Origin of the sequence: Pseudomonas azerbaijanoccidentalis, from assembly GCF_019145495.1 — a bacterium.
Lineage (GTDB): Bacteria > Pseudomonadota > Gammaproteobacteria > Pseudomonadales > Pseudomonadaceae > Aquipseudomonas > Aquipseudomonas azerbaijanoccidentalis.
The window spans coordinates 156597-181480 of sequence record NZ_JAHSTU010000001.1; the positions used below are offsets into that span (position 1 = coordinate 156597).

The 24884-nt window shown below is 59.8% G+C and carries 23 protein-coding genes; 15 read left to right on the top strand and 8 right to left on the bottom strand.

The annotated features are described in order from the left end of the window. Positions 1-3: 3 nt before the first annotated feature. The 4 genes from KVG88_RS00835 to gloB form a co-directional block, all read right to left on the bottom strand. Entirely contained in the window at positions 4-1845 is a 1842-nt protein-coding gene (locus KVG88_RS00835) for an extracellular solute-binding protein (RefSeq protein WP_150702099.1), read from the bottom strand. Beyond that, positions 1842-3662 (bottom strand): extracellular solute-binding protein, encoded by a 1821-nt coding sequence (locus KVG88_RS00840; RefSeq protein ID WP_437179933.1) that lies wholly within the window; start codon positions 3660-3662, stop codon positions 1842-1844. Before KVG88_RS00840 ends, KVG88_RS00835 begins: the two co-directional genes overlap by 4 nt. A 206-nt stretch (positions 3663-3868) precedes the next feature. Next, positions 3869-5311: a LysM peptidoglycan-binding domain-containing protein gene (locus tag KVG88_RS00845; protein ID WP_217869991.1), complete on the bottom strand. Its 1443-nt coding sequence runs from the start codon at positions 5309-5311 to the stop codon at positions 3869-3871. A gap of 99 nt (positions 5312-5410) precedes the next feature. Continuing rightward, positions 5411-6178 (bottom strand): hydroxyacylglutathione hydrolase, encoded by a 768-nt coding sequence (gene gloB, locus KVG88_RS00850; protein ID WP_217869992.1) that lies wholly within the window; start codon positions 6176-6178, stop codon positions 5411-5413. Between the two features lie 65 nt (positions 6179-6243). Between gloB and KVG88_RS00855 the strand changes: the two genes are divergently transcribed. The 5 genes from KVG88_RS00855 to KVG88_RS00875 all read left to right on the top strand — a co-directional run bounded on the left by KVG88_RS00855 (position 6244) and on the right by KVG88_RS00875 (position 11570). After that, positions 6244-7002 (top strand): class I SAM-dependent methyltransferase, encoded by a 759-nt coding sequence (locus tag KVG88_RS00855; protein WP_217869993.1) that lies wholly within the window; start codon positions 6244-6246, stop codon positions 7000-7002. A 90-nt stretch (positions 7003-7092) separates the two neighbouring features. Then, the gene (rnhA, locus tag KVG88_RS00860) at positions 7093-7545 is read left to right on the top strand and encodes a ribonuclease HI (protein WP_150702104.1); all 453 of its coding nucleotides are present in this window, start codon (positions 7093-7095) and stop codon (positions 7543-7545) included. 146 nt (positions 7546-7691) lie between these two features. Then, a complete protein-coding gene (gene dnaQ / locus KVG88_RS00865; RefSeq protein WP_217869994.1) occupies positions 7692-8450 on the top strand; it encodes a DNA polymerase III subunit epsilon in 759 nt (252 codons plus the stop codon). Positions 8451-8685: 235 nt separating this feature from the next. Beyond that, entirely contained in the window at positions 8686-10941 is a 2256-nt protein-coding gene (locus KVG88_RS00870) for an Orn/Lys/Arg family decarboxylase (protein WP_150702106.1), read from the top strand. Positions 10942-10955: 14 nt separating this feature from the next. Beyond that, a complete protein-coding gene (locus tag KVG88_RS00875) occupies positions 10956-11570 on the top strand; it encodes a GNAT family N-acetyltransferase (protein ID WP_150702107.1) in 615 nt (204 codons plus the stop codon). On the opposite strand, the gene KVG88_RS00880 is transcribed toward KVG88_RS00875, so the two are convergent. Both KVG88_RS00880 and KVG88_RS00885 read right to left on the bottom strand, forming a co-directional pair. Beyond that, the gene (locus KVG88_RS00880; RefSeq protein WP_217869995.1) at positions 11536-12429 is read right to left on the bottom strand and encodes a LysR substrate-binding domain-containing protein; all 894 of its coding nucleotides are present in this window, start codon (positions 12427-12429) and stop codon (positions 11536-11538) included. The genes KVG88_RS00875 and KVG88_RS00880 overlap by 35 nt on opposite strands. 88 nt (positions 12430-12517) lie before the next feature. Further along, complete coding sequence (locus KVG88_RS00885; protein WP_150702109.1) at positions 12518-12745, bottom strand: hypothetical protein; 228 nt, start codon at positions 12743-12745, stop codon at positions 12518-12520. 182 nt (positions 12746-12927) lie between these two features. Between KVG88_RS00885 and KVG88_RS00890 the strand changes: the two genes are divergently transcribed. Continuing rightward, on the top strand, positions 12928-13488 hold the full coding sequence (locus tag KVG88_RS00890; RefSeq protein WP_150702110.1) for an NADPH-dependent FMN reductase: 561 nt from the start codon (positions 12928-12930) through the stop codon (positions 13486-13488). A 23-nt stretch (positions 13489-13511) separates the two neighbouring features. Here the strand turns inward: KVG88_RS00890 and KVG88_RS00895 are convergent, their stop codons facing one another. Next, a complete protein-coding gene (locus tag KVG88_RS00895; protein ID WP_217869996.1) occupies positions 13512-14171 on the bottom strand; it encodes a TetR/AcrR family transcriptional regulator in 660 nt (219 codons plus the stop codon). A gap of 55 nt (positions 14172-14226) precedes the next feature. Between KVG88_RS00895 and KVG88_RS00900 the strand changes: the two genes are divergently transcribed. The 3 genes from KVG88_RS00900 (at position 14227) to KVG88_RS00910 (ending at position 17091) form a co-directional block, all read left to right on the top strand. Next, positions 14227-15330: a DUF2855 family protein gene (locus KVG88_RS00900; protein WP_217869997.1), complete on the top strand. Its 1104-nt coding sequence runs from the start codon at positions 14227-14229 to the stop codon at positions 15328-15330. Positions 15331-15428: 98 nt separating this feature from the next. Beyond that, complete coding sequence (locus KVG88_RS00905) at positions 15429-15776, top strand: metalloregulator ArsR/SmtB family transcription factor (protein ID WP_217869998.1); 348 nt, start codon at positions 15429-15431, stop codon at positions 15774-15776. 31 nt (positions 15777-15807) lie between these two features. Then, on the top strand, positions 15808-17091 hold the full coding sequence (locus tag KVG88_RS00910) for an arsenic transporter (RefSeq protein ID WP_150702114.1): 1284 nt from the start codon (positions 15808-15810) through the stop codon (positions 17089-17091). Between the two features lie 117 nt (positions 17092-17208). Here KVG88_RS00910 and KVG88_RS00915 read toward each other — a convergent pair whose 3' ends face one another. Next, the gene (locus tag KVG88_RS00915) at positions 17209-18159 is read right to left on the bottom strand and encodes a DUF1853 family protein (protein ID WP_150702115.1); all 951 of its coding nucleotides are present in this window, start codon (positions 18157-18159) and stop codon (positions 17209-17211) included. Positions 18160-18277: 118 nt separating this feature from the next. Here KVG88_RS00915 and KVG88_RS00920 point away from each other — a divergent pair, with 118 nt between their 5' ends. Genes KVG88_RS00920 through pepN form a run of 6 tightly spaced genes read left to right on the top strand, consistent with a single transcriptional unit; the run spans position 18278 to position 24813 of the window. Further along, the gene (locus KVG88_RS00920; protein ID WP_011333623.1) at positions 18278-19168 is read left to right on the top strand and encodes an NAD(+) kinase; all 891 of its coding nucleotides are present in this window, start codon (positions 18278-18280) and stop codon (positions 19166-19168) included. Continuing rightward, positions 19168-20139 (top strand): metallophosphoesterase, encoded by a 972-nt coding sequence (locus KVG88_RS00925; protein WP_150702116.1) that lies wholly within the window; start codon positions 19168-19170, stop codon positions 20137-20139. Before KVG88_RS00920 ends, KVG88_RS00925 begins: the two co-directional genes overlap by 1 nt. Positions 20140-20152: 13 nt before the next feature. Continuing rightward, positions 20153-21025: a rhomboid family intramembrane serine protease gene (locus KVG88_RS00930; RefSeq protein WP_217869999.1), complete on the top strand. Its 873-nt coding sequence runs from the start codon at positions 20153-20155 to the stop codon at positions 21023-21025. A 32-nt stretch (positions 21026-21057) separates the two neighbouring features. Continuing rightward, a complete protein-coding gene (locus tag KVG88_RS00935) occupies positions 21058-21318 on the top strand; it encodes a YeaC family protein (RefSeq protein WP_150702118.1) in 261 nt (86 codons plus the stop codon). After that, entirely contained in the window at positions 21315-22145 is an 831-nt protein-coding gene (locus KVG88_RS00940) for a DUF2797 domain-containing protein (protein WP_217870000.1), read from the top strand. The genes KVG88_RS00935 and KVG88_RS00940 overlap by 4 nt, the downstream gene beginning before the upstream one ends. 10 nt (positions 22146-22155) lie before the next feature. Next, positions 22156-24813: an aminopeptidase N gene (pepN, locus tag KVG88_RS00945; protein ID WP_217870001.1), complete on the top strand. Its 2658-nt coding sequence runs from the start codon at positions 22156-22158 to the stop codon at positions 24811-24813. Positions 24814-24884 lie beyond the last annotated feature (71 nt).

Here is a 24884-nt window from a genome sequence, read left to right on the forward strand (position 1 = left end):
TGATTACTCCGTGCCCGCAGGGTCGGCTTGCAATTTGGTTTCGATCTCTATGGCCGGTTTGGCATCGGGTTTGATCCACCAGGTGGCCGTGCCGATGTCGTATTTAGGCGAGACCTTCGGGTGGCCGATGTGGTTCCAGTACGCCACGCGCCAGGTTTTGATGTGCCAGTTGGGAATCACGTAATAGCCCCATTGCAGCACGCGGTCCAGTGCACGGGCGTGGGCCACCAGGCTGGCACGCGAATCGGCGTTGATCAGTTGCTCCACCAGTTGGTCGACTACCGGGTCTTTCAGGCCCATGGAGTTGCGGCTGCCGGGTTTATCGGCGGCGGCGGTCATCCAGAATTCGCGCTGTTCGTTGCCCGGCGAGTTGGACTGCGGGAAGCTGCCGACGATCATGTCGAAGTCCCGCGAACGCACGCGGTTGACGTACTGCGAGACGTCGACGCGACGGATCACCAGTTCGATGCCCAGGTCGCTCAGGTTGCGTTTGAACGGCAACAGCACGCGTTCGAATTCGGTCTGCGCCAGCAGGAATTCGATGCTCACCGGTTTGCCGGTGGCGTCGACCATCTTGTCATCGACGATTCGCCAACCGGCTTCTTGCAGCAATTGGTAAGCCTTGCGCTGCTGGGTTCGGATCATGCCGCTGCCATCGGTGACCGGGTTCTGGAACGCCTCGCTGAACACCTGCTCGGGAATCTTGCCGCGGAACGGGTCGAGGATCGCCAGTTGATCAGCGTCCGGCAGGCCGGTGGCGGCCATTTCCGAGTTTTCGAAGTAACTGCGGGTACGCGCGTAGGCGCCGTTGAACAGTTGCTTGTTGGTCCATTCGAAGTCCAGCAACAGTGTCATCGCCTGGCGCACCCGCACGTCCTGAAACACCGGGCGACGCAGGTTGAACACGAAGCCTTGCATGCCGGTGGGGTTGCCGTTGGGAATCTGTTCCTTGATCAGACGACCTTCGGTAACGGCTGGAATGTTGTAGGCGTTGGCCCAGTTCTTCGCGGTCATTTCCAGCCAGTAATCGAACTGCCCGGCCTTGAGTGCTTCGAGCGCCACGGTGTTGTCGCGGTAATAGTCCGTGGTCATGACATCGAAGTTGTAGAAGCCGCGATTGATCGGCAGGTCCTTGCCCCAGTAATCCTTGACCCGTTCATAGCGCACCGAGCGCCCGGCTTTCACTTCGCTGACCTTGTACGGCCCGCTGCCCAGCGGCACTTCGAGGTTGCCCTTGTTGAAGTCGCGGGTGGCCCACCAGTGCTTGGGCAGCACCGGCAACTGGCCGAGGATCAACGGCAATTCGCGGTTGTTGCTGTGTTTGAACTTGAACAGCACCGTCAGCGGGTCTTCGGCAACCACGTCCGCGACGTCGTTGTAGTAGCCGCGATACATCGGTGCGCCGTCCTTGATCAGGGTCTGGAAACTGAACACCACGTCTTCGGCGCGTACTGGATGGCCGTCATGGAAGCGCGCTTCGGGCCGCAGATAGAAACGCACCCAGTCATTGTTCGGGGCTTTTTCGATCTTGCCGGCGATCAGGCCGTATTCGGTAAAAGGTTCGTCCAGGCTCTGCCGGGCGAGAGTGTCGTAGATCAGGTCGATATCGTTGGCCGATACACCCTTGCTGATGAACGGGTTGAGGCTGTCGAAACCGCCGAACCCGGCCTGACGGAATTTGCCGCCCTTGGGCGCGTCCGGATTGACGTAGTCGAAGTGCTTGAAGTCGGCCGGGTATTTCGGCGGCTCGTTGTACAGGGTCAGGGCATGTTGCGGGGCGGCACTGGCTAGCCCGGCGAACAACAGGGCGCTGGCCTGCAAGAGCAGGGCGCTGATGGGCTTCATCGATCTTTCTCCGAAGATTTCAGCCACCACGCGCTCAGGCCCAGGGTGTAGGGCGGCGTGGTGACAAAGGCGAACCGGTTGCGGTACGCCAAGCGGTGATAATTGAGGTACCAGTTGGGAATGATGTAGTGCTGCCACAGCAGCACCCGGTCGAGGGCCTTGCCGGCAGCGACTTGCTCATCGCGGGTCTTGGCCGCGAGCAGTTGGTCGAGTAAATGATCAACCACTGGGTTGGCGATGCCGGCGTAATTCTTGCTGCCCTTGACCGCCACCTGGCTGGAGTGGAAGTACTGCCACTGTTCCAGGCCGGGGCTGAGGGTCTGGTTGAGGGTCATCAAAATCATGTCGAAGTCGAACTGGTCGAGGCGCTGTTTGTACTGGGCGCGGTCGACCGTACGCAGCCGGGCGTCGATGCCGATGCTGGCGAGGTTCTCGACGTAAGGCTGAAGGATGCGTTCCAGGTTCGGATTGACCAGCAGGATCTCCAGGCGCAACGGTTGCCCGGCAGCATTCTGCAGACGCTGGCCATTGAGTTTCCAGCCCGATTCGGCGAGCAGGCCAAGGGCCTTGCGCAGGGTTTCCCGGGGAATGCCCTGGCCCTGGGTTTGCGGCAGGCTGAACGGTTCGGTGAGCAAACGGGCCGGGAGCTGTTCGCGATAAGGCTTGAGCAGTAGCCATTCATGGCCGACCGGGAGGCCGGTGGCGGAGAACTCGCTGTTGGGGTAGTAGCTCATCGCTCGTTTGTAGGCGTCGCTGAACAGCGTGCGGTTGGTCCACTCGAAATCGAACATCAACCCCAGCGCTTCACGAACCCGGGCCTCGGCGAACGTCGGGCGACGGCTGTTCATGAACAGGCCCTGGGTCTGGGTCGGGATCTGGTGCGGGATCTGCGCCTTGATCACCTGACCACGGCGTACCGCCGGAAAGTTGTAGCCGGTGGCCCAGTTCTTGGCCTGGTGTTCGATGTAGATGTCGAACTCGCCGGCCTTGAACGCTTCAAACGCGACGTCGCTGTCACGGTAGAACTCGACTTCCATGCGGTCGACGTTGTATTTGCCGCGGTTGACCGGCAGGTCTTTGCCCCAGTAATCCTTGACCCGCTCGAAGACGAGTTGCCGCCCCGGCGTCACCGAAGTGATGCGATACGGTCCGCTGCCCAGCGGCGGTTCGAAGGTCGTGGCCTTGAAATCGCGGTCTTTCCAGTAATGCTGCGGCAGCACCGGTAACTCGCCCAGGCGCAGGATCAGCAACGGATTGCCCGCCCGCTTGAACACGAAGCGGATGCGCTGTGGGTTGAGAATGTCGACCCGCAACACTTCCTGAAGATTGGTGCGGTATTGCGGATGACCTTCCTTGAGCAGCAAGCGGTAGGAGAACGCCACGTCGTAGGCCGTGATGGGGGTGCCATCGTGGAAGCGTGCTTCCGGGCGCAGATTGAATACCACCCAGCTGCGGTCTTCGCTGTACTCGACCGACTGGGCGATCAGGCCGTAGCTCGAAGTGGGCTCGTCACCGGACGGCGCGTACTGGCCAGTGCCGACCATCAGCGGTTCGTTCAGCTCGTTGATGCCATATTGCAGGAAGTTCGGCGTGGCGACCGGACTGGTGCCCTTGAAGGTGTAGGGATTGAGCGTATCGAACGTGCCAAACGCCATCACCCGCAACGTACCGCCCTTGGGCGCTTGCGGGTTGACCCAATCGAAGTGGGTAAATCTGGCCGGATACTTGAGCGTGCCGAACTGCGCATAACCATGGCTTTCGCTGATCGTCGCGCTTGCGGTGGAGCTCAAGGCCAGGCTGATCAGGAGCGGGAGCAGGGGACGCTTCAAATAAGAAATCCGATCCAGGCGGCTTGGGCTTTGTGGCCCGTACAGTAACAGCTTGTATGGACAGGAAAAAGACAGGCTTCGAAAGCACTGTCTGGGCATAAAAAAAGATCGCAGCCTTCGGCAGCTCCTACATGGAATGATGTTCATCCTGTAGGAGCTGCCGAAGGCTGCGATCTTTTCAGCGCGGCATCATTTTAGTGCGGATTGGACACCGTCAACATCTGGCCGGGCTTGAGGGCCTGGCCGACACGCGGGTTCCAGCGCTTGAGATGCTGCATTTCAACGTTGAAACGCTTGGCCACGATGTACAGCGAATCACCTTGTTTAACCTTGTATTGCGATTGCGTCTTCTTGGCTTTGGTCTTGGTGTTGGCCGCCACCACGGTGTTGACGCGACCCGAACTGCGTTTGCTGGTGTCCTGCAAAACCAGGGTCTGGCCCGGCTTGAGGTTCTTGCCCGAGAGCTTGTTCCAGCGCTGGATGTCCTTGACGTCGACGTTGTTGGCCTTGGCAATGGAACCCAGGTTATCGCCGCGCTTGACTCGATAATTGCGTTTGGCACTCGCCACGGCCGTGCTGTCGGCGCCATCGAAGACCGGCTTGAGCGGCTTCTTGCTGATCAGCTCGTCTGGACGCATGGTCTGCAGGCTGGTGGTCAGCAGTTGCGCCTTGGACGTCGGCACCAGCAAATGCTGGGGGCCGTCGATGGTGGTGCGTTGCTTGAATGCCGGGTTGAGCTGGAACAACTCGTCTTCGTCGATGTTCGCTACCGCAGCGACCTTGGACAGGTCCATGCGCTGGTTGATTTCGACGACCTGGAAGTACGGTTCGTTGGCAATCGGGTTGAGATTCACCCCGTAGGCTTCCGGCGCCAGTACCACTTGCGACAGGGCCAGCAGCTTCGGCACGTAGGCTTGGGTCTCGGCCGGCAGCGGCAGGTTCCAGTAGTCGGTCGGCAGGCCAAGCTTTTCGTTGCGCTCGATGGCGCGGCTGACCGTACCTTCACCGGCATTGTAGGCGGCGAGCGCCAACAGCCAGTCACCGTTGAACATGTCGTGCAGGCGAGTCAGGTAATCCATCGCAGCGGTGGTCGACGCGGTAATGTCGCGACGGCCATCGTAGAAGCGGGTCTGGCGCAGGTTGAAGTAACGCCCGGTGGACGGGATGAACTGCCACAAGCCCACAGCATCGGCCCGGGAATAGGCCATCGGGTTGTAGGCGCTTTCAATCACCGGCAACAGCGCCAGTTCCAGCGGCATGTTGCGTTCTTCGAGGCGTTCGACGATGTAGTGAATATAGAGGCTGCCGCGTTCGCCGGCGTTTTCCAGGAAAGAAGGATTGCTGGCGAACCACAGGCGCTGTTGCTCGATGCGCGGGTTGACGCCCACGTTGTCCTGCAACTGGAAGCCCTGGCGCATGCGCTCCCAGACGTCCTGCGGGATCTGCGGGCTCGGCTTTTCGCTGAGCCAGATGGGCTTCTGCTTGGCGCGGGCAGCAATGTTCGGCGTATGTGTCGCTTCAGTCTGCGGAGCGTGGCTGGAGCAGCCCGCCAATGTGGCGGACACAGCCACCGCTATGGCTTGAGCCAAGCGGGTCAATGCGTCTGAATTGATGGACTTACGTATGGATGACGACATTGGCTGGAAGTAAGTTCCGGGCAAAAATGTCGGGCGATTCTAGAAAGCGCACCCCCTGCGGTCAACCATTCAGAATTTTTGGACCATCGTGCAAGGTCTTTAGAACGTGTCTTTCCACGCCCTGAGCGCCGCAAAAACCATATCGGGCCGAGAGTTATCGGTGCCGGTCCGTTCGTCCGCTTTTTCTTTAACGGATGTTTCGCCGGTACGCAAAAACGGATTTGTGCGCTTCTCCAGTGCCACCGTGGAAGGCAGCGTGATGACCCCGGCTTCCCGTTGTCGGGTGACGGTGGCCAAGCGTTCGAGGGTGTCCGGATTGCCCGGTTCGACGGCGGCGGCAAAGCGCAGATTGCTCAGGGTGTATTCGTGGGTGCAGTAGACTTGCGTCGCCTCGGGAAGGGCCGCGAGGCGCGACAGCGAGGTGTGCATTTGTTGCGGTGTGCCTTCGAACAAACGCCCGCAACCGGCGGCGAACAGGGTGTCGCCGCAAAACAGCAGGCCGCTGTGATAATAGGCAATGTGTCCCAGGGTGTGACCGGGCACGGCGATGACATCAAAATCATGGCCAAGCACGGTAACGTGGTCACCGTCGTTGAGCGCCACGTCCCGCGCCGGAATGTTTTCGCTGGCCGGACCATAGACCTTCGCGTCCGTCGCTTTCTTCAACTGCTCGACGCCGCCGACATGGTCATGATGATGGTGAGTGATCAGAATATCAGTCAGGACCCAGCCAGGATTGGCCGCAAGCCAGTCTTGCACCGGGGCGGCATCGCCCGGATCGACCACGGCGCAGTGGCGGGTGGCGGGGTCTTGTAACAACCAGATGTAGTTGTCGGTGAAGGCGGGCAGGGCAGTGATCTGTATCATCGTCGGATTCGCCAAGCGGAAAACAATGGCGCATCTTAGAACTTCCTGGCGCGTTGGAGAATGCAATGACCGATAAAGCGTTCGCTCAAGCTGATCCTGACTGGCTGGCGCTGATCAGCGCGGCTCGCGAATGGCTGTCCGGACCCCTCGGGCAATTTTTGCTGGATGAAGAACGGCGCATGCTCGAAGACGAGCTTGGGCGGTTCTTTGGCGGTTACCTGGTGCATTACGGCCCGTCGGCCCAGACGCCGCCTTCAGCCCCTCAGGTGCAGCGCAACGTGCGCTTGGGCGCGCCGTTGCCGGGGGTCGAGATAGTTTGCGAGGAGCAGGCGTGGCCGCTCAGCGAGCACGCCGCCGATGTGGTGGTGTTGCAGCATGGGCTGGACTTCTGCCTGTCGCCCCATGGTTTGCTGCGTGAAGCCGCGAGCAGTGTGCGACCCGGTGGGCATTTGCTGATCATCGGCATCAACCCCTGGAGCACGTGGGGCCTGCGTCACGTATTTGCGCACGACGGACTGGGCAAGGCCCGCTGCATTTCGCCGTCGAGGGTCGCCGACTGGTTGAACCTGCTGGGCTTCGCGCTGGAGAAACGCCGCTTCGGGTGCTATCGTCCGCCGCTTGCGTCACCTGCCTGGCAGACGCGTCTGGCCGGCTGGGAGCGCAAGGCCGGTGACTGGCAGTTGTCCGGCGGCGGCTTCTATTTATTGGTCGCGCGCAAGATCGTTGTAGGCCTGCGGCCGCTCCGTCAGGAACGTCGCGAACCGATGGGCAAGCTGATTCCGTTGCCGATGGCCAAGGTCAACCGCCGCAATTTCGAACCGTAATACCCCCTTTAATTTTCCGACCGGGTTGCCCCGGTCTCGGGCGTTGTCGATCCATGATCGGCAAGCCACCGTATTTTCTGGATAGATTGCATGAGCGATAGCGTAGAACTTTTCACTGATGGCGCCTGCAAAGGCAACCCTGGTCCCGGTGGCTGGGGCGCATTGCTGGTGTGCAAAGGCGTGGAAAAGGAACTCTGGGGCGGTGAAGCCAACACCACCAACAACCGTATGGAGTTGATGGGCGCGATTCGTGGCCTGGAAGAGCTCAAGCGTTCGTGTGATGTGTTGCTGGTAACCGACTCCCAGTACGTCATGAAGGGCATCAACGAGTGGATGGCCAACTGGAAAAAGCGCGGCTGGAAAACCGCTGCGAAAGAACCGGTGAAAAACGCCGACCTGTGGAAACAGTTGGACGAGCAGGTCAACCGCCACAACGTCACCTGGAAATGGGTACGCGGGCACATTGGCCATCATGGCAACGAGCGCGCCGACCAGTTGGCCAACCGTGGCGTGGATGAAGTGCGCGGTTACAAGCAGACTTGATTTTGACTCTGTAGGAGCTGCCTCAGGCTGCGTTCTTTTGACTTTTGTTTTCAAGATCAAAAGATCGCAGCCTGCGGCAGCTCCTACGGGGAGCATGTTAATATCCGCGTTTTTTGCACGAATGACCCGTTGAGAGCTGAGCACTGATGGCCACCAGATCCGTTGTACTCGATACCGAAACCACCGGCATGCCGGTGACCGACGGCCACCGGATTATCGAAATCGGTTGTGTCGAGTTGATCGGTCGGCGCCTGACCGGCCGGCATTTTCACGTTTACCTGCAACCCGACCGCGAAAGTGACGAAGGCGCCATCGGCGTCCACGGCATCACCAACGAGTTTCTGGTCGGCAAACCGCGTTTCGCTGAAGTGGCCGAGGAATTCTTTGAATTCATCAAGGGCGCGCAGCTGATCATCCATAACGCGGCGTTCGACGTTGGCTTCATCAACAACGAATTCGCCCTGATGGGTCAACACGAACGTGCTGACATCACGCAGCACTGCTCGATTCTCGATACGCTGATGATGGCCCGGGAGCGTCACCCGGGGCAGCGCAACAGCCTCGACGCCTTGTGCAAACGCTATGGCGTCGACAACTCCGGCCGTGAGCTGCACGGCGCCTTGCTCGACTCCGAGATTCTTGCCGACGTCTACCTGACCATGACCGGCGGCCAGACGAGCCTGTCGCTGGCTGGCAATGCCTCCGACGGCAACGGTTCCGGTGAGGGCGCGGATAACTCCGCCACGGAAATCCGTCGTCTGCCGGCCGACCGTCAGCCGGCCCGGATCATTCGTGCCAGTGAAGATGACTTGGCGCAGCACGCCGCGCGTTTGGCAATCATCAGCAAATCCGCTGGTGCGCCGGCATTGTGGTTGCAGTTGGCGGAGGCGGAGGCCCAGGCGTAGGCCCTGGGAAAAGATCGCAGCCTCGTTTCACTCGTCAGCTCCTACAAGGAAATGCGTAATCCTGTAGGAGCTGACGAGTGAAACGAGGCTGCGATCCTTTGATCTTCAAAAAACCGCACCACTGGCATGCCACGAATGACCCATTTCAGGGCATTACGCTCGCCACATCCGCTCCAACCCTCTACCCTGATGTGATTGGCAGGCTCTGGTCTGCCGCCTCAGGACACTGAGCCCCATGTATAAAGATTTGAAATTCCCGGTCCTGATCGTCCATCGCGACATCAAGGCCGACACCGTTGCCGGTGACCGTGTGCGGGGTATCGCCCGGGAGCTGGAGCAGGAGGGTTTCAGTATTGTCTCGGCGATGGATTACGCCGAAGGCCGGCTCGTCGCTTCGACCCATCACGGCCTTTCGTGCATGTTGATCGCGGCAGAAGACGCCAGCGCCCATTCCCATTTGTTACAGAATATGGCCGAGCTGATCGGGCTGGCGCGGGTGCGTGCGCCGGATTTGCCGATCTTCGCCCTCGGCGAACAAGTCACCCTGGAAAACGCCCCCGCCGATGCCATGGCCGAACTGAATCAGTTGCGCGGCATCCTCTATCTGTTTGAAGACACCGTGCCGTTTCTCGCTCGTCAGGTCGCGCGGGCCGCGCGCAAATACCTGGACGGGTTGTTGCCGCCGTTCTTCAAAGCCTTGGTGCAGCACACCGCCGACTCTAACTATTCCTGGCACACACCGGGGCATGGTGGGGGTGTGGCGTATCACAAGAGTCCGGTGGGGCAGGCGTTTCACCAGTTCTTCGGGGAAAACACCTTGCGTTCGGATCTATCGGTGTCGGTCCCCGAACTGGGCTCGCTGCTGGATCACACCGGCCCCTTGGCCGAAGCCGAGGCCCGGGCGGCGCGCAACTTCGGTGCCGACCACACCTTCTTCGTGATCAATGGCACTTCAACCGCCAACAAGATCGTCTGGCATTCCATGGTCGCCCGGGATGACCTGGTGCTGGTGGATCGCAACTGCCATAAATCGGTGCTGCACTCGATCATCATGACCGGCGCCATTCCGTTGTACCTGTGCCCGGAGCGCAATGAGCTGGGCATCATCGGGCCGATTCCGCTGAGTGAGTTCAGTCCGCAGGCGATCCAGGCCAAGATCGACGCCAGCCCGCTGACCAAGGGCCGGGCGCCCAAGGTCAAACTCGCGGTGGTCACCAACTCCACGTACGACGGCCTCTGTTACAACGCCGAGCTGATCAAGCAGCAACTGGGCAACAGCGTCGAGGTGCTGCATTTCGACGAGGCTTGGTACGCCTACGCGGCGTTTCATGAGTTTTTTGCCGGGCGCTACGGCATGGGCACTTCTCGCGGTGAAGCCAGCCCGCTGGTGTTCACTACCCACTCCACCCACAAGTTGCTGGCGGCGTTCAGCCAGGCGTCGATGATCCATGTGCAGGACGGCGGGGCGCGGCAGCTGGATCGCGACCGCTTCAACGAAGCGTTCATGATGCACATCTCAACGTCGCCGCAATACGGCATCATCGCTTCGCTGGATGTCGCTTCGGCGATGATGGAAGGGCCGGCGGGGCGTTCGCTGTTGCAAGAGATGTTCGACGAGGCCCTGAGCTTTCGCCGCGCCTTGGCCAATCTACGCCAACACATCGCCGCGGATGACTGGTGGTTTTCCATCTGGCAGCCGCCTTCGGCCGAAGGCATCAATCGTGTGGTCACCGAAGACTGGTTGCTGCACCCAGACGCCGACTGGCACGGTTTTGGCGGCGTGACCGACGACTATGTGTTGCTCGATCCGATCAAAGTCACCCTGGTGATGCCGGGGCTCACGGCCGGTGGCGCGTTGAGCGAGCGCGGGATTCCGGCGGCGGTCGTGAGCAAGTTCCTCTGGGAACGCGGGCTGGTCGTGGAAAAGACCGGGTTGTATTCGTTCCTCGTACTGTTTTCCATGGGCATCACCAAGGGCAAATGGAGCACCTTGCTCACCGAGTTACTGGAGTTCAAGCGCAGTTATGACGCCAACGTCAGTTTGGCCAGTTGCCTGCCATGCGTGGCGCAGGAGCATGTCTCGCGTTATCAGGGTATGGGGCTGCGCGACCTGTGCGATCAACTGCACGCCTGTTATCGCAGCAACGCTACGGCCAAGCATCTCAAGCGCATGTACACCGTACTGCCGGAAATCGCCGTGAAGCCGGCTGACGCCTATGATCATCTGGTGCGCGGTGAAGTCGAAGCGGTGTCGATCGATGCGCTGGAAGGGCGCATCGCGGCGGTGATGCTGGTGCCGTATCCGCCGGGCATTCCGTTGATCATGCCCGGGGAACGCTTCACGGAGACGACCCGTTCGATTATCGACTACCTGGCATTTGCCCGCACATTCGATAGCAGTTTTCCGGGGTTCGTCGCCGATGTGCACGGATTGCAACATGAAGATGAGGGCAATGGGCGGCAGTACACCGTCGATTGCATCAAGGAATGAGGACTTTTCCCAGCATGCAACCGGTCATGAATCCGAATCATCCAGGGCTGTCGGTGCGTGTGGCCGACGAAGGCTTTGCCGCGTACATCTGGGGCGCCGATTTCAGTTTTGAGGTCGCCGCCTACGGTGCGCCCGAAATCGGCCAGCCCGTGGAACAGTGGCGCGTTACCCCGATCACGCCCTATCGAAAATGCTACGGCATCGATCCCGAGGAATTCAGCAGTTTCCGCGATGCACCCGACAGTGCGATTTTCATGGCCTTCCTGGACGACGAGCCCGTGGGCCACCTGGTGATCAGCACCAACTGGAACGGCTTTGCCCATATCGACGAACTGGCGGTGCACGCTCCGGCGCGCCGTCATGGCGTGGCCAAGTCGTTGCTGGATGTGGCGCAGTTCTGGAGTCGCAAAAAGAAATTGCCGGGCATCATGCTCGAAACCCAGAACAACAACCTGGGGGCCTGTCGCTTGTACGAGCGTTGCGGCTATGTGATTGGCGGGATCGACCACCTGCGTTATCGCGGCATCGACCCCAATACCGCCGAGGTCGCGCTGTTCTGGTATCGATTGTTCGATAACCCGCTGGAAAATCCGATCAGTTCGCCAGCATCGCCGCGGCTTGTTCCGTGATGATGGTTAACAAAGTCTGGACGGCGGGCGATGGCTCACCGTTCTTCAGGGTCAGTGCGTAAAGACTGACCGGCACCGCAGGCGCCAACGGACACACATCCAGCCCCACCGATTTGGCGCCGAGGGCGGTGAAGGGGTCGACGATGGCCAGACCTTCGCCGGCCTCGACCATGCTGCGCATCATCTGATGAGTTTGTACCCGGGTCTGGATCACAGGCGCCGGGCGCAGCGCATGCAGTTTGTTTTCCAGCGCCGGGCTTAGCGGGTCATGGCCGTCGAGGCCGACCATGGCTTGGCCGGCCAGGTCCTGAAGCGAAATATATTTCTGTTTCGGTTGCAGCCAGCCATGGGGCGCCAGCAGTTGCAGTTTGCCTTGGGCAATCACCTGGCAATCAATTTCGGTCCGGTCAGGGTCATGCAGGCTCAGGCCCAGATCGCTTTCGCGCAGCAACAGGCTTTTGACGATGTCGCGGGTAGGCTGGCTCAAGAGGGTGCAAGGTACGTCGGGCAGGCGTCGGCGCAGGGCGGCAATGCTTTGCGGTAACAATTGCTGGGCCAGCGGCGGGGTGCAGATGATGCGTAACGGGGGCGCGAGGTATTGCTTGAGGCTGTTGGCCAGGCGTTGCACCGGCTCAAGCGCATCGTAGACGCGGGCGATTTCCACCTGTAACTCCCGCGCCTCGCGGGTAGCCTGTAACCGCCCGCGCACGCTCGAGAACAGCATGAAGCCCAACTGACCCTCGGCATCGCGCAAAATGCGTTCGACTTCGGCCACCGGCAACTGCAGCCATTCGGCGGCGGTGCCCAGGTGACCGGTCTGCAAGAGCGCCTGGATCACTTCGATATGGCGTAAGCGCATGCGTGAAGTCCATGTTCAGCGGGTGAAGGAGTCAGTCGCTGAATCCTAACCCAAGTCCGCGCATATGACTTCTGCTCATAACATCGAGTTATGAAGCAACGCTGGTCGCCGGTTCGCGAACAATGGTCACGCCTGCCTGTACCAGCAGGAATTCATTGTCGTCGACCTTGTTGACACGATCGCCAATGGCCAGTTTGTACGTGGTTACCGGTCCGGAACCGTCTGCCGACGGGGTGGACTCCTGGAACTCGTGTACCGAATAAATGCGGCCTTCCGCGTCTCTTGCATGGAACTGACCGACGAGTACTGCTGCCATCTGCTTAGAACCTCTGGAGATAAAACGCTTGATTTACGGCTTGGTAGACCGCCATCAAGCTTGGTAAGTTTTGTTACTTGAAAAAAATAATCAGAACGCAGATATACCTGTGTTTACTGGCTGAACCGTCGTCCGATCATCTATAACTACAGGCTTCCCCCACGGACAATCGAGAGTCTTCCATGAGCAATGTCTATAACGTCGCCGTTATTGTTGGCAGCCTGCGCAAAGCATCGATCAACCGCAAGATTGCGCTCGCCCTGGCCGACCTGGCGCCGGTCAATCTCAAGCTCACTATCGTCGAAATCGGCGATCTGCCGCTCTACAACGAAGATATCGATGGTGATTCACCGCCGGCAGCCTACAGCACTTTCCGACAACAAGTGAGCTCATCCGACGCGGTGTTGTTCGTCACCCCGGAATACAACCGTTCTGTGCCGGCACCCATGAAAAATGCCATCGACGTTGGCTCGCGCCCGTACGGCAAGAGTGCCTGGAGTGGCAAACCGGGGGCGGTGATCAGCGCTTCGCCGGGTGCAATTGGCGGTTTTGGTGCCAACCATCACCTGCGTCAATCCATGGTGTTTCTCAATGTGCCGTTGATGCAACAACCGGAAGCCTATCTGGGCGGGGCGGGCACGGCGTTTGATGAGGCCGGCAAGTTATCGGAATCGGTCAAGCCGTTCTTGCAGAGTTTCATCAATGCCTACGGGCAGTGGGTCGAGCAACACAAAAAACTGTGATTGCCGGTTTCCAGCGCTCCAGGCTACTGGGCGCTGGTCAGTCGGCTACAGATCATCGTTTCCATTTCCGACAGCCACGCGGCGGTTTGTGCCGCCGCCGGCTGTGCGGTCACGCAATAACGTCGACCTCCCCAGGCCATGATCACCCAGCCATCGATGGTCGCCGGTGAGGGTTGCACTGGCAGATCGTCACAGGCCGCAAAAGCTTCACGCCATTTCTGTGTGAGCTCATCGAACACTCTTCGGTGGTGTTTGGCTTCGGCGATCTGGTGTTCGATGAGCAGCACAGCGTGATTAAACAACGGTTGGCGCTGATCATCGGGGTCGCAGGTCAGGCGAATCAGGCGCTTGATTCGGGTTGGCCAATCCTGGTCAATGGCTTGTACGACAGATTCGTCCAGGTCATGTAGCAGGATATCCAGACGATGGCGGATGTATCCCGATAGCAGGGCTTCCTTGCTCGGGAAGTAGTCGTAGAGCGTGCCGATCGCAACGCCTGCTTGCAGTGCCACTTCGCGGGTGGTCAACCTTGACCAGCCGTCACGCTGCCAAATCCGAACAAATGCCTCATAAATGGCATCGACAGTGAAAATCGCCCGGGCCTGAGTCGGCCGTTTCAGCGGTTTTGCGCGGGGATTGAGGGAGGACAACCGTTCCTTGCTGTTTCCGAACCCGTTCTTCATCGGCGGCCACTACGCTGGTGCTACCCGCCACGGTGTCGCAGCAGGAGATTGAAGGATGCAAATCACAAGCACGGTAACACGACTGATTACCCGTAAAGATGCCCTCGACCAAAGCCGTATCGAGCAGGTTTCGCGTAGTTTCGTTCCGGCCACGGGCGAAGTCATTCTGAAGATTGACCGTTGCGCGCTGACCACCAACAACATTACCTACGCTGCATATGGCAATTCGATGAATTATTGGGGCTTCTTTCCTACCGGGTTGGCGGAATGGGGCCACGTCCCGGTCTGGGGTTTTGCCGATGTCATCGCGTCGGATGTCGCAGGCATCAAGGTCGGAGAGCGTTTTTACGGGTACTTCCCGATTGCCAGCCACCTGTGGATGCGTCCGGAGCGGATTACCGAACGCGGTTTCTACGACGGCGCCGAACACCGGCAAGGTTTGACTTCGGCCTATAACCAGTACACCCGTTGCAGTTGGGACGCTTACTACAGTCCCGATACCGAAAACCTGCAGATTCTACTCAAGCCGCTGTTCCTGACGTCTTCGATGCTTGCCGACTTCCTGCAAGACAAGCAGTGCTTCGGTGCAACTCGGCTGGTGTTCTCCAGTGCATCGAGCAAAACCGCTTATGGCACTGCCGTGTGCCTGGGAAGCCATTCAGGTGTGGAACGAGTGGGTTTGACCTCGGCCGGCAATCAGCCCTTCGTCGAAAGCCTGGATTGTTACGAGCGCACGGTTTCATACGAGGAACTGGAAAGTCTGCCTAACGACCGTCCTACGCTGTACGTGGACTTTTCCGGCGACCTGGATTTGCGGGACCGGGTGCACCGGCATTTTTCCGGGCAGTTGATCTACAGCTGTTTCGCCGGCTCTGCGCAAAGCACCCATGAGGCTCGGCTGACCGCCATCGAAGGGCCGCAGCCAGTGTTCTTCTTTGCACCGATCCAGATTCGCAAGCGCAATGCCGATTGGGGGCCGGAAGGGGTCAGCCAGCATATCGGAGAAGGCTTGCTGCAATTTTTCCAGAAGGTCACGGCCGCTGAGAAACCGTTGCTTACCGTGGTGGAAGGTCGCGGTTACGAAGCGGCGCAGGAGGTTATTTCCCGCCTATTTTACGGCAGAGTCAAACCAGTCGAAGGGCATGTCATTCGCTTGTAAGCGCCTGCGACTCAGCGCTGCAATGACCAGGCAGTGCTTTACTGTATATTCGAAATTCCATATATTCACGCCTCGTTTGTTCAGAGGCGTGTGCCTTCATGTCCGACCCCCGCAGCCCCGTCGATGTATTCAAGGCCCTGGCCGATGACACCCGCAGTCGCGTTGCACTGTTGATTGCTCGCGAGGGCGAACTTTGCGTGTGCGAACTCACCGCCGCGCTAGACCTCAGCCAACCGAAAATCTCCCGACACCTGGCGCAATTGCGCAGCCATGGCCTGTTGGCGGATCGACGGCAGGGGCAATGGGTTTATTACCGTTTGCACCCGCAGTTGTCACCTTGGGTCACCACGATGTTGCAAGAAGCGCTGGTGGCCAATGTCGATTGGCTTGCGGCCGATGTGGCTCGTTTGCAGGCGATGGCTGACCGGCCGGTTCGTTGCTGCTGATTCTTTTCCATTTTTCGTAAGGCAGTCGTCCATGCTGGTAGCGTCATTGATTTTCCTGCTGACCATCACTTTGGTGATCTGGCAACCCAAAGGACTTGGCGTCGGCTGGAGCGCGGTGCTCGGCGCGGTGCTGGCACTGATTTTCGGCGTGGTGCACCTGACCGACATTCCGTTGGTGTGGCAAATCATCTGGAACGCCACCGGCACCTTTGTTGCGTTGATCATCATCAGCCTGTTGCTGGACGAGGCCGGTTTTTTTGCCTGGGCTGCGCTGCACGTGGCCCGCTGGGGCAAGGGCAATGGACGCAAATTGTTTGCCTACATGGTGCTGCTCGGGGCTTTGGTGTCAGCATTGTTCGCCAATGACGGCGCGGCGCTGATCCTCACGCCCATCGTGATTTCCATGCTGCTGGCATTGCGTTTCTCCAAGGTGACGACCCTGGCGTTCGTCATGGGTGCCGGCTTCATCGCCGATACGGCCAGCCTGCCGCTGGTGGTCTCGAACCTGGTGAACATCGTTTCCGCTGACTTTTTCAACATCGGTTTCAACCGGTATGCGGCGGTGATGATCCCGGTCAACCTGGTGAGTGTGGCGGCGACCCTGGCAATGCTGATGTGGTTTTTCCGGCGCGACATTCCCAAGGCCTACGACCCCGAACAACTGGAGCACCCCGAAACTGCGATTCACGACAAGGCAACGTTCTACGCCGGGTGGGCGGTGTTGGTGATTCTGTTGCTGGGCTGTTTCGCACTGGAACCGTTGGGCATCCCCATCAGTGCGATTTCAGCGGTGTGCGCGGCCCTGCTGCTGGCAATCGCGGCCCGAGGCCACAAGATTTCCACGCGCAAGGTGATGAAAGAAGCACCGTGGCACATCGTGATTTTCTCGCTGGGCATGTACCTGGTGGTCTACGGCTTGCGCAACGCCGGGCTCACGGGCTACTTGGCGGAGTGGCTCAATGCGTTTGCCGGTTACGGCGTCTGGGGCGCGGCGATGGGCACTGGCGTATTGACCGCGTTGCTGTCGTCGATCATGAACAACTTGCCGACGGTGCTGATCGGGCTGCTGTCCATCGATGCCAGCCAGGCGACCGGAGTGGTGAAGGAGGCGATGATCTACGCCAACGTCATCGGCAGTGACCTGGGGCCGAAAATCACCCCGATTGGCAGCCTGGCGACATTGCTTTGGTTGCATGTGCTGGAGCGCAAAAACATTCAGATTGGCTGGGGGTATTACTTCAAGGTCGGGATCGTGTTGACGGTGCCGGTGTTGTTGGCGACGCTGGCGGCGCTGGCTGTGCGGTTGTCTCTTTAACCGCGTCGGCCCTATCGTCGGAGCGCCGCCCGGAGCAGGCTCGCTCCCACAGGGGAATGCATTTCAAATGTGGGAGCGAGCCTGCTCGCGATAGCGGTAGTCCAGTCAACACGGTGCTCAACCTTGCCCCGGCACATTCGGCCAAAGATCCGCCACCAGAAACAACCGCTCGGCTTCTTCCCAGTCGCCCTTGGCATTTTCGATCAATCGCACCAGCAGTTGCGCTGGCGCCAGTGGGTCGAGGTCACTCAGCCACACGTTCAGTTGTTCCGTGTTCCAGGTGTGTTCCGCCGTGTAGTGCGCCGGCGCCAGCCAGGCGTGGCGGGGCAGGGGTTGCCAACGGCCGGTGGGGCTTTGGGCGAAAAACGCCGACCAGTCCTTTTGATGCAGCCAGCGACCGCGCAAATGTTGTGGATGCGCACCACTCGGTGCGGCGGCTTGTCCCGGCCATGGATACAGCAAGTAACCGCCCAGCCACAGATGTGCGCTGAACTGCTGGATGTCCAGTGCCGCCAGCACTTCGCGGCTCTCGGGACGCGCGGATATCGGCAGTTGATGCTGGCTCAGATGCGCCAGCTTGCGGTCCAGCCGATCATGGCAGCCGGGGCCGAGCCACTGCGCGGTGTCGCGTCCATCGCCCGATTGCGGGCCGAGATAGAGCTTGATCGCCAGTTCCAGGTGATGCACGCCGTCCCGGTCACGCATCAGCATGTCCAGTTCGCCCAACGTATGGCCTTCGCGGCGGATTGGCAGGTTGGCGGCAATCAGCTCGATGCCGGGCGCGTGCTCCACGGCAAATTGCCACAAACGTTCGTAGTACAAGCCCAGGCGACGAGTGCGGGCCTGGGCCAGCCAGTGGAGCAGGCCGTAGCTGTCTTGATCGAGCCGGCGCAACCAGTGCTCCAGGCGGTCCGGTGCCTGCACCCAGTCGCTGCCAGCCAGCGGATGGCGTTGCGGCCACGGTGTGTTGGCGAGCATCGGCGGCGCGAGGATGACCCATGCCAGGTCGCGCACTTCCGGGTGGCGCAACTGGTGGGGTAACTGGAGCAAATCTGGAAATAGGATCATCTTGCGAGCATAGCCCGAAACGCGAGCACACCCTTGAGGCTGAAAGGATTTTGTCTATCAGCGGCTTTCGCCCATAATCGTGTTTTTCGTCGCCGCACAGATTCCCAGCAGGAGCCCCATGGAGCAATTTCGCAATATCGGCATCATCGGTCGCTTGGGCAGTTCCCAGGTGCTGGATACCGTCCGCCGACTGAAACGGTTTCTGCTCGATCGTCACCTGCACGTGATTCTCGAAGACACCATTGCCGAAGTCCTGCCGGGCCACGGCCTGCAAACCTCGTCGCGCAAGATGCTCGGCGAAGTGTGCGACATGGTCATCGTGGTGGGCGGTGATGGCAGTCTGCTGGGTGCTGCCCGGGCATTGGCCAAGCACAACATTCCGGTACTGGGGATCAACCGTGGCAGCCTCGGCTTCCTGACCGATATTCGCCCGGACGAGCTGGAGATCAAGGTCGCCGAAGTGCTCGACGGCCACTATCTGGTGGAAAACCGCTTCCTGCTGCAGGCTGAAGTTCGCCGGCATGCCGAGGCCATCGGCCAGGGCGACGCGCTGAATGACGTGGTGCTGCACCCCGGCAAATCCACGCGGATGATCGAGTTCGAACTGTACATTGACGGCCAGTTCGTCTGCAGCCAGAAGGCCGACGGCCTGATCGTCGCCACGCCGACCGGTTCCACCGCGTATGCATTGTCCGCCGGCGGGCCGATCATGCATCCCAAGCTCGACGCCATTGTAATTGTGCCGATGTACCCCCATACCTTGTCGGGCCGGCCAATTGTGGTCGATGGCAACAGTGAGCTGAAAATCGTCGTGTCCAAGGATATGCAGATTTACCCGCAAGTTTCGTGTGACGGGCAGAACCACTTTACCTGCGCGCCCGGCGACACCATCACCGTCAGCAAAAAAGCGCAGAAATTGCGGCTGATCCATCCGCTCGACCACAACTACTACGAAGTCTGCCGGACCAAACTCGGCTGGGGCAGCAAGTTGGGTGGTGGAGGCGACTGATGCTCGATCCCGCGCGTAGCTACGACCTGATCGGTGACGTGCACGGTTGCGCAATGACCCTTGAGCATTTGCTCGACCGGCTCGGTTATCACAAACAAGGTGGCGTCTGGCGCCATGCATCGCGCATGGCGGTGTTCGTCGGCGACATCATCGACCGTGGCCCGCGGATTCGCGAGGCGCTGCACATCGTTCACGACATGGTCGAGGCCGGTCAGGCGTTGTGCATCATGGGCAACCACGAATTCAACGCGCTGGGCTGGGTGACACCGGCGCTGCCCGGCAGTGGCAAGCAATTCGTGCGCGAGCACACGCCGCGCCACGCCCGTCTGTTGCACGAAACCCTGACTCAGTTCGAACACCATCCCGGCGACTGGCACGACTTCCAGCAATGGTTCTATGAACTGCCGCTGTTCCTCGATGCCGGGCGTTTCCGCGTGGTGCATGCGTGTTGGGATGCCGGTCTGATCGAACCGCTGCGGGCGTTGTTCCCCAACGGTTGCATTGATGAGCATTTCCTCCAGGCTTCGGCCGAGTCCGGCTCCTTTGCCTGTACCGTGTTCGATCGTCTGCTGCGCGGTACCGACATGCGCTTGCCCCATGGTTTGACCATGACCAGCGGCGACGGCCTGGTGCGTTCGTTCTTCCGCACCAAGTTCTGGGAAGACGACCCGAAAACGTACGGCGATATCGTGTTCCAGCCAGACGCCTTGCCGGAGCCCGTGGCCCAGACGCCACTGACCTCCACTGAAAAGAACAACCTGTTGCGCTACGGCGTCGACGAACCCTTGCTGTTCGTCGGCCATTACTGGCGCAGCGGCAAACCGGCGCCGATTCGCCCCAACCTGGCGTGCCTGGATTACAGCGCCGTGCTCTACGGCAAACTGGTCGCCTATCGCCTGGATCAGGAAACGCGGCTCGATCCGCATAAATTTGTCTGGGTCGATGTCGAGCGGCCTGAGGTGTTGCAATGAAAGAGAGGTCGCAATGAGTGCGGTAGCGGTATTGCGCCTGCCCTTGGCAGTGGACCTGAGCGGGTTCGTCAAACTGCTGCAACGCATGCAGGTGCCGCACCGGGTCAGCGAAGAGTCCGGTGAACAGGTGTTGTGGGTGCCACAAAACATCAGTGAAGACGTCCGTGCCCTCTACGAACGCTTCCCGGCAGGTGACCCCGATCAGCAACTGGACATACCCGAGGCGGCGCAAACCCGCAAACGCCCGAGCTTCATTGAGCAGGTGCGGCACGCGAAAGCCACGGGGCTGGTGCTGATCCTGAGTTTGATCGTCGGCGCGGTCACGTTGCTGGGCGACAACCTCGATACCATGCGCTGGTTGACGTTCCTCGATTTCCGCATCGTCGGCGAGTACATCCATTTCGTGCCGCTGGCTGACAGCCTGGCGGCGGGGCAGTGGTGGCGACTGGTTACGCCGATGCTGATCCACTTCGGCATCCTCCACCTGGCCATGAATGGCATGTGGTACTGGGAGCTGGGGCGACGCATCGAGTCGCGCCAGGGCAGCATCAACCTGGTCGGGCTGACCTTGTTGTTCGGCCTCGTCTCCAACTACGCCCAATATTATTTCAGTGGCCCGACCCTGTTCGGCGGCTTGTCCGGCGTGCTTTATGGCCTGCTGGGGCATTGCTGGATTTTCCAGATACTGGCGCCGAACGCCGCTTATCGCCTGCCCCGTGGCGTGCTGGTGATGATGCTGGTGTGGCTGCTGTTGTGCCTGTCCGGGTTGGTCTCGATGATCGGCTTCGGCGAGATCGCCAACGCGGCCCACGTCAGCGGGTTACTCATCGGATGCTTCACCGGTTTGTTGGGCGGTTTGTATAACCGCCGTAAACTGGCCGCCTAATTCAGAACATGCATTAAAGAGACGGAGACCCAATGTCCTCTTTTAACGAAATGATCAAGAACATCACCCCGGACATCTACCAGAGCCTGAAGCTGGCGGTGGAAATCGGTAAATGGTCCGACGGGGGCAAGCTGACCGCCGAACAGCGCGAGCTGTCGCTGCAAGCGATGATCGCCTGGGAAGTCCAGAACCTGCCCGAGGAAGAGCGTACCGGTTACATGGGGCCGCAGGAATGCAGCTCCAAGTCGATCCAAGTGCCGAATATTCTGTTCAAGTCGGATGCCATCCATTGATTGAGATTGGCCGCGGTGCAATCAGTAAAATGTCGGCGCGCCTGGACGGGCCGAACGTGCAATACGCATTTCGTCTGGGCGACGCCGAGGTTCCGGTCAATCCATTGATCGGCACCACTGTTCGTCTGGAATACCTGGGGGCGATTCACTGCACCCATTGCGGACGCAAGACTAAAACCAGTTTCAGCCAGGGTTACTGCTACCCGTGCATGACCAAACTGGCCCAGTGCGACGTGTGCATCATGAGCCCGGAACGCTGCCATTACGACGCAGGCACCTGCCGGGAGCCGGAGTGGGGCGAGAAGTTCTGCATGACCGATCACATCGTCTATTTGTCGAATTCATCCGGGGTCAAGGTCGGGATCACCCGCGCCACCCAGTTACCGACCCGCTGGATCGATCAGGGTGCCAGCCAGGCCTTGCCGATCATGCGCGTCGCGACCCGCCAGCAATCGGGCTTCGTCGAAGACCTGTTCCGCAGTCAGGTAGCCGACAAGACCAACTGGCGCGCCTTGCTCAAGGGCGATGCTGTGTCGGTGGATCTGCCGCAGATCCGCGACCAGTTGTTCGACAGCTGCGCCGAGGGCCTGCAAGGATTGCAGGAACGATTCGGCCTACAGGCGATCCAGACGATTGCCGACGTCGAACCGCTCGAAATCCGCTTTCCGGTCGAGCAGTATCCGGCGAAAATCGTCAGCTTCAACCTGGACAAGAATCCGATTGCCGAAGGCACGCTGATGGGGATCAAGGGCCAATACCTGATCTTCGACACCGGCGTGATCAACATTCGTAAATACACGGCTTATCAGCTCGCCGTGCATCAGTAAGGACTCCAGCATGCGCACCGAACAACCGAAGATGATCTACCTCAAGGACTATCAGGCGCCCGAGTACCTGATTGACGAAACACACCTGACCTTCGAGTTGTTCGAGGACCATAGTTTGGTCCACGCGCAACTGGTGATGCGCCGCAACCCCGAGCGCGGCCCGGGCCTGCCGCCGCTGGTACTGGATGGACAGCAGCTGGAGTTGCTGTCGGTCACTTTGGCCGATCAGGAGCTGGCTGAGGCGCAGTACCAGTTGACCGAGAATCACCTGACCCTGCACCCGACCAGCGCCACCTTCACGGTCGACACCAGCGTCAAGATCCACCCGGAAACCAACACCGCGCTGGAGGGCTTATACAAGTCTGGCACGATGTTCTGTACCCAATGCGAAGCCGAAGGTTTCCGCAAGATCACTTATTATCTCGACCGCCCGGACGTGATGAGCAAGTTCACCACCACCGTGGTGGCCGAGCAGCACAGCTATCCGGTGTTGCTGTCCAACGGCAACCCGATTGCCAGTGGCCCCGGCGAAGACGGCCGGCACTGGGCAACCTGGGAAGACCCCTTCATGAAGCCGGCGTACCTGTTTGCGCTGGTGGCCGGCGATTTGTGGTGTGTTGAAGACACCTTCACCACCATGACCGACCGCACCGTGGCGCTGCGCATTTATGTCGAGCCGGAAAACATCGACAAGTGCCAGCACGCGATGAACAGCCTGAAGAAATCCATGCGCTGGGACGAAGAGGTCTATGGTCGCGAGTACGATCTGGACATATTCATGATCGTCGCCGTGAACGACTTCAACATGGGCGCGATGGAGAACAAGGGCCTCAACATCTTCAATTCCAGCGCCGTGCTGGCCCGCGCCGAAACCGCCACCGATGCCGCGCACCAGCGCGTCGAGGCAATCGTCGCCCACGAATACTTCCACAACTGGTCGGGCAACCGCGTGACCTGCCGCGACTGGTTCCAGTTGTCGCTCAAGGAAGGCTTCACGGTATTCCGCGATTCGCATTTCTCCGCCGACATGAACTCGGCGACGGTCAAGCGCATCCAGGACGTGGCCTACCTGCGTACCCACCAGTTCGCCGAAGACGCCGGCCCAATGGCTCACGCCGTGCGCCCGGACAGCTTCATCGAGATTTCCAACTTCTACACCCTGACCGTGTACGAAAAGGGCTCGGAAGTGGTGGGCATGATCCACACCTTGCTCGGCGCCGAAGGCTTCCGTAAGGGCAGCGACCTGTATTTCGACCGCCACGATGGCCAGGCCGTGACCTGCGATGACTTCATCAAGGCCATGGAAGACGCCAATGGCGTGGACCTGACCCAGTTCAAACGCTGGTACAGCCAGGCCGGTACGCCGCGTTTGGCGGTGAGCGAGTCCTACGACGCCGCGGCAAAAACCTACAGCCTGACCTTCCGCCAAAGCTGCCCGGAAACCCCGGACAAGGTTGAAAAGCTGCCGTTCGTGATTCCGGTCGAACTCGGCCTGCTGGACAGCAAGGGCGGTGAAATTGCCCTGCGTCTGGCCGGTGAAGCCGCCGCCCAAGGCACCACCCGCGTGATCTCGGTGACCGAAGCCGAGCAGACATTCACGTTTGTCGACATCGCCGAACAACCACTGCCGTCGTTGCTGCGTGGTTTCTCCGCGCCGGTGAAACTGACCTTCCCGTACAACCGCGATCAGCTGATGTTCCTGATGCAGCACGACAGCGACGGCTTCAACCGCTGGGATGCCGGGCAGCAATTGTCGGTGCAGGTGCTGCAGGAACTAATCGCCCAGCAGCAGAAGGGCGAGACGCTGGTGCTGGATCAGCGTCTGGTCAGCGCGTTGCGTACTGTGTTGTCGGATGAATCGCTTGACCAGGCCATGGTCGCGGAAATGCTCTCGCTGCCAAGTGAAGCGTACCTGACCGAAATCAGCGAAGTGGCCGATGTCGATGCCATTCACACTGCCCGTGAATTTGCTCGCAAACAGCTGGCGGACGCGTTGTTCGAAGGTCTGTGGCTGCGTTATCAGGCCAACCGTGATTTGTCCAAGCAGACGCCGTATGTGGCGGAGGCCGAGCACTTTGCCCGTCGTGCCTTGCAGAACATTGCTTTGTCGTACCTGATGCTCAGCGGCAAACCGGAAGTGCTGGCCGCGACGCTGGAGCAGTTCGATGCGTGCGACAACATGACCGAACGTTTGACGGCGCTGGCGGTGTTGGTCAATTCGCCGTTTGAAGAACAGAAGGCTAAGGCTCTGGCGAGCTTCGCCGAGCACTTCAAGGACAATCCGTTGGTCATGGATCAGTGGTTCAGCGTCCAGGCCGGCAGTGTCTTGCCGGGTGGGCTGGATCGGGTCAAGGCGTTGATGCAGCATCCGGCGTTCAACATCAAGAACCCGAACAAGGTGCGTGCACTGATCGGGGCGTTTGCCGGGCAGAACCTGATCAACTTCCATGCGGCTGACGGTTCCGGGTATCGGTTCCTGGCGGATCTGGTGATTGAACTGAACGGGTTTAATCCGCAGATTGCTTCGCGTCAGTTGGCGCCTTTGACTCGCTGGCGCAAGTATGACGATGCTCGTCAGGCTTTGATGAAAGGCGAGTTGGAGCGGATTCGGGGTTCTGGGCAGTTGTCCAGTGATGTATTTGAGGTGGTTAGCAAGAGTTTGGCTTGATCGCTGTCTTGGACTTGGCGGCCTCTGGGCCGACCAAGGCCTTGGCTGATTGAGTGCATATCCGTTGCTGC